A 5,460-nucleotide genomic window follows, 5' to 3' on the forward strand; every position below is an offset into this window, starting at 1 on the left:
GCCGGGGAAGCGAGATGATCGATCCCGATGACGAGGAAGAACTATCCGGAGGAGTTCAAGCGCGACGCGGTGGCGCTCTACCGCAACACCGACGGTGCCACGATCACCCAGATTGCCGGTGAGTTGGGTGTCAGCGGGGTGACACTGGGGGCGTGGTGCACCGCCGCCGGTGTGCCGATCCGACACCGAAGGTGTCGACAGAAGGACAGCGTCGACGAGCGAGCCCGCACCGGGACCGGAGACCGGAGACCGGAGACCGCCGAGCAGGAACTATCCAGGCTCCGGGCCGAGAACCAGGCATTCCGTGCGGACAAGACGCGGCTGTCGACCGAGCGGGGCATCCTGCGATCGGCGGCCAAGTATTTCGCCGGGGAGACGCACTGGTGAGCCGCTTCCAGTTCGTCGCCGACACGGGAACACCTGCGAGGCGGATGTGGCTCTGCACGGTCATGGAGATCGCGCGTTCGTCGTTCTACGCCTGGCTGGCCGCCGCCGACGACCGGAATGCCCGGACCGCGGCCGACGAGGCACTCGCCGACCGTATCCGTGTCGTGACCAACACCGATAGCGCCTATGGTGAGCCGCGGATCACCGCCGAACTTGAGCGAGTGGGTGCCCGAATCGGAGCGGGTCGACCACAAGCGGGCCGCTCGGGTGATGCGCACCGCCGGGATCGCCGGCCACCGGCGGAGACGCCGGGTGAAGACCACTGTGTCGGATCCGGCCGGCACGAAGGTGCCCGATCTGCTCAACCGGGATTTCATCGCCCCAGCACCGAACATCAGATGCGTCGATAACATCACGTACCGGCCGACGGCGACACGTACGCCGACCGAGGCTGAATAGCACAATCCCCGTGTCCAACATCCGGGGTCGAGGTCCTCCGGGACCGCACCTGTTGGCCCGATCCGGTGTCGTGCCGCCGTGAGGTGTTCCGGTGGTTTGGTGAGACAGCAGAAGTTGTCGATTATCGCTACAGGGCGAGGCAGGATCACCGTAACCCGTGACCATGACGATCACATCCACCGACGAAGTCGCCGATACTGGCAGGGTGACCGACACCCCGGATCCGGGCGCACGTGCTCGGCGACGCTCGTTCACCGCCGAGTACAAAGCGCGGATCCTCGACGAGTACGACACGCTGCCGCCCGGCTCGGCCGAGCGTGGCGGTTTGCTGCGCCGCGAGGGCCTGTACTCCTCGCATATCGCCGAGTGGAGCAAGGCCCGTAATGCCGGCGCCCGGGACGGATTGACACCGAAGACCAGGACCGGGCGCAGCCCGGAACAGATCGAACTCGACAAACTACGACGCCGTAACCAGCAGCTCGAGGCCGAACTCGAACGCACCAAAACGGCGTTGGAGATCACGGGAAAAGTGCACGCGCTCTTGGAGCAGCTCTGAAGAGAGCGCGGATACCGATCCGAAATCGACGCGGTGATCGGCGAACACCTCCCCGACCTGGAAACGGTGACGAACACGAAACGGGCGTGCACCCTGCTCGGCGCGTCCCGAGCCACCCTGTACCGACGCCGCCGACCGACTCCACCACGACCGCCTCGGCCCAGACCCGTTCCTGTGAACAGGCTGACCGCTGCCGAACAGCACCACATCCTGGCGGCCCTGCGTTCACCGCAGTATTGCGACCTGGCCCCGGCGCAGGTCTGGGCGCGGCTGCTCGACGACGGGATCTACCTGTGCTCGATCCGCACCATGTATCGGCTCCTCGCCGCCGCCGGCGAGAACCGGGAGCGTCGCGGTCAACGCACCCACCCCGCGAAGCGTAAACCCGAACTCATCGCCCGACGACCGAACGAGGTGTGGTCCTGGGACATCACGAAACTTCAAGGCCCGCAAAGAGGTACCTTCTATCACCTGTACGTGATCATCGATATCTACTCCCGATACGTGGTCGGCTGGACCATCGCCGCCACCGAAACCGGGGCCCTCGCCGAAGCACTCATCGCCGACACCCTCACCACCCACGGTATCGAACCAGGCCAACTCGCTCTGCATGCCGACCGGGGCACCTCGATGACCTCCAAACCCGTCGCGCAGCTACTGGTCGATCTCGGTGTCGACCGCAGCCATTCACGCCCCCGGGTATCCAACGACAACCCTTACTCCGAAGCCCAGTTCAAGACGCTGAAGTACTGTCCGGCGTTCCCCGGCCGGTTCGGCTCGATCGCCGACGCCCGCACGTTCGCCATCATGTTCTTCGACCACTACAACCACGTCCACCGCCACAGCGGGATCGGCCTGCACACCCCCGCATCCGTGCACTACAACACTGCCGCCACCATCGACACCCAACGGGCCGCCACCCTCAACGCCGCCTACACCACCAACCCCGCACGATTCCGCCACCAACGACCCACCCCACCGGCACTACCCACCGCAGCCTGGATCAACCAACCCACACCCGCAACACTCATCACATCCGAATAAGAAACTGCCTCACCGACCTTGACATGTTCCGGGTCTCACAAGAGGTTTCAATTCGCTCTGTCGCGAGACCTGCTTTGTGACTCGTCTCATGACCCATACGGAAGGTGGTGAATACCGGTTTCAATTCGCTCTGTCGCGAGACCTGCTTTGTGACGTAGCTGCGGTCATCACCAGTGGGACGGCGAGCGGCGTTTCAATTCGCTCTGTCGCGAGACCTGCTTTGCGACTTCTGCAATACGACCAAGGTGACGTACTCGCAATGAGTTTCAATTCGCTCTGTCGCGAGACCTGCTTTGTGACGCTCGAATTCAGAGTCTGGTCGCAACAGACCCTGATGTTTCAATTCGCTCTGTCGCGAGACCTGCTTTGTGACCATCGGAATGATTATCGGCGCAGTCGTTGCTATCGTTTCAATTCGCTCTGTCGCGAGACCTGCTTTGTGACTTGTTTCGTTGGCCCCCTTCGCGGTCGGCTCCAGGTTTCAATTCGCTCTGTCGCGAGACCTGCTTTGTGACGATTGGGGGATGAACGACTACGACGTCTGGTTGGGGTAGTTTCAATTCGCTCTGTCGCGAGACCTGCTTTGTGACAGTACAACCGACGGGTGGGGGACCAGTAACCTCCGTTTCAATTCGCTCTGTCGCGAGACCTGCTTTGTGACCGGAACAGGAGAGTCGGCTGTGTTCGTGTTGTTGTTTCAATTCGCTCTGTCGCGAGACCTGCTTTGTGACTCGAGGGCTGCCTCGAAGGTCTGCTCGAGACCGGAGAGTTTCAATTCGCTCTGTCGCGAGACCTGCTTTGTGACCGTGCCGCTCGTGCTCATGGCGACGTTTCCACCGTTTCAATTCGCTCTGTCGCGAGACCTGCTTTGTGACTCGTGCTTCTACGACGATGTACACTGCTACAGCAAGGCGTTTCAATCCGCTCTGTCGCGAGACCTGCTTTGTGACCCGACTCCGACCGAATCGTTGCCAACCTGGCGGTAAGTTTCAATTCGCTCTGTCGCGAGACCTGCTTTGTGACGAGGAGGTGTTCGAGAAGGATCTGAACGCGCAACGGTTTCAATTCGCTCTGTCGCGAGACCTGCTTTGTGACGCCGAACTGGTCGCCACCTACGATGGGTGGAAGGTTTCAATTCGCTCTGTCGCGAGACCTGCTTTGTGACTCGTCGGAGGAGACTTCGACGACTGGCAGTGGGTGGCCGCGTTTCAATTCGCTCTGTCGCGAGACCTGCTTTGTGACAAAAGCCTTGCATTTCGTTCCACCGATGAACTGTTTCAATTCGCTCTGTCGCGAGACCTGCTTTGTGACGGGCAGCGAGCATAATCGGAATGCACGTGCGGGTTCATGCGTTTCAATTCGCTCTGTCGCGAGACCTGCTTTGTGACGTTTGTAATCGGGATGCACGTGCGGGTTCATGCGCGCGAAGTTTCAATTCGCTCTGTCGCGAGACCTGCTTTGTGACAGCCCACCACCAGCAACCAGCCCCGCGCTCGTCGGTTTCAATTCGCTCTGTCGCGAGACCTGCTTTGTGACCGTCGGGCAGTTCACCTACGTGATCGAGACCGCCGCTCGGGTTTCAATTCGCTCTGTCGCGAGACCTGCTTTGTGACTATGGGCATCCACCGCCAACGATGTTGGCGACAGCTTTGTTTCAATTCGCTCTGTCGCGAGACCTGCTTTGTGACAGGTACCAAGAGCTCGCACTCAGTCTCGACACTGTTTCAATTCGCTCTGTCGCGAGACCTGCTTTGTGACTATTATTATGAACCCGAATGATGTAACGAATTTGAGGTTTCAATTCGCTCTGTCGCGAGACCTGCTTTGTGACTGCTTCCGTCTTTACTGGAACGACGGTCGCCGCGTTTCGTTTCAATTCGCTCTGTCGCGAGACCTGCTTTGTGACGCGATAGGTGAGGACGCGAACCTGCGTTACGCGGACCTGGTTTCAATTCGCTCTGTCGCGAGACCTGCTTTGTGACACTCGACGAATCCCACTGAGGTCCTTCATGGCCGGTTTCAATTCGCTCTGTCGCGAGACCTGCTTTGTGACCAATCCCAGATCGATGAAATCTGGAAGAGGGTACGTGTTTCAATTCGCTCTGTCGCGAGACCTGCTTTGTGACCCTACGCCGACGGGCACGCATGCGCCGATTGCGTGGTTTCAATTCGCTCTGTCGCGAGACCTGCTTTGTGACGTCCACCATGCTCGCTGTCATCGCGCTCACCGGCGCCGTTTCAATTCGCTCTGTCGCGAGACCTGCTTTGTGACTAATCAAATAGAAAGAGAATGATATGAATATGTGGAGTTTCAATTCGCTCTGTCGCGAGACCTGCTTTGTGACGAAGATTCATGGTTTGACGTTATCCCGTGCGACATTTGGTTTCAATTCGCTCTGTCGCGAGACCTGCTTTGTGACGCGGGTGTTGAGCCCGCCCACACCACCGGCACCGCCAAGTTTCAATTCGCTCTGTCGCGAGACCTGCTTTGTGACCCGATTACAGTCACACGAGAGGTCACCATTACGGTGGTTTCAATTCGCTCTGTCGCGAGACCTGCTTTGTGACGCACAATCGTCATCGACAACTGGGCAAGCTCCGAGCGTTTCAATTCGCTCTGTCGCGAGACCTGCTTTGTGACAAGTTCAAGCACCCGAAGCCGCCTCACGGGCGAGTTTCAATTCGCTCTGTCGCGAGACCTGCTTTGTGACGCCCGGCCGCCGCGTCCGCCGGCTGCCGGGACGGGTTTCAATTCGCTCTGTCGCGAGACCTGCTTTGTGACCCTATCACCGAAACGATGCCCCTGACCAGCGGCGATGCAGGCCCATTGCACACCACCCCCTCCAGGAGGTGTTTCCTCCGCGGCCCGCACACATATCTCGAACCATATCCGCAGGTCAGAGGCACTACACACCAAAGGGTGTCACAGACACTTCGTGCACCACCCGCTATAGGGCCACCGACCAGGCCGAACGGTACAAGTGTGCCGTACGGCACAGCGCGGACCGTCTCAG

General features: G+C 59.9%; 4 protein-coding genes and 1 CRISPR repeat array. All 4 genes read left to right on the forward strand.

The genetic code is table 11. The features are described 5' to 3' along the window. Positions 1-27: 27 nt before the first annotated feature. The 4 genes from MB1_RS24665 to MB1_RS24680 all read left to right on the forward strand — a co-directional run bounded on the left by MB1_RS24665 (position 28) and on the right by MB1_RS24680 (position 2,446). Positions 28-387 carry a transposase gene (locus MB1_RS24665; protein WP_066913733.1) on the forward strand — a complete coding sequence of 120 codons (360 nt, stop codon included), beginning with the start codon at positions 28-30 and terminating at the stop codon, positions 385-387. Positions 388-612: 225 nt separating this feature from the next. Beyond that, a complete protein-coding gene (locus tag MB1_RS24670; RefSeq protein WP_157084397.1) occupies positions 613-846 on the forward strand; it encodes a hypothetical protein in 234 nt (77 codons plus the stop codon). A 157-nt stretch (positions 847-1,003) separates the two neighbouring features. Then, on the forward strand, positions 1,004-1,402 hold the full coding sequence (locus tag MB1_RS26225) for a transposase (protein WP_174532007.1): 399 nt from the start codon (positions 1,004-1,006) through the stop codon (positions 1,400-1,402). Between the two features lie 24 nt (positions 1,403-1,426). Next, the gene (locus MB1_RS24680) at positions 1,427-2,446 is read left to right on the forward strand and encodes an IS3 family transposase (RefSeq protein WP_439646976.1); all 1,020 of its coding nucleotides are present in this window, start codon (positions 1,427-1,429) and stop codon (positions 2,444-2,446) included. A 44-nt stretch (positions 2,447-2,490) separates the two neighbouring features. After that, a CRISPR array of direct repeats spans positions 2,491-5,228; the repeat unit is 37 nt; unit sequence GTTTCAATTCGCTCTGTCGCGAGACCTGCTTTGTGAC. The last annotated feature ends 232 nt before the right edge of the window (positions 5,229-5,460 follow it).

This window comes from Millisia brevis NBRC 105863 (genome assembly GCF_001552615.1).
Taxonomy (GTDB): Bacteria; Actinomycetota; Actinomycetes; order Mycobacteriales; family Mycobacteriaceae; genus Millisia; species Millisia brevis.

What these genes read in the sequence shown, in the direction of transcription:
- MB1_RS24665 (WP_066913733.1), top strand. Translation starts at nt 28, where the DNA reads ATGACGAGGAAGAACTATCCGGAGGAGTTCAAGCGCGACGCGGTGGCG.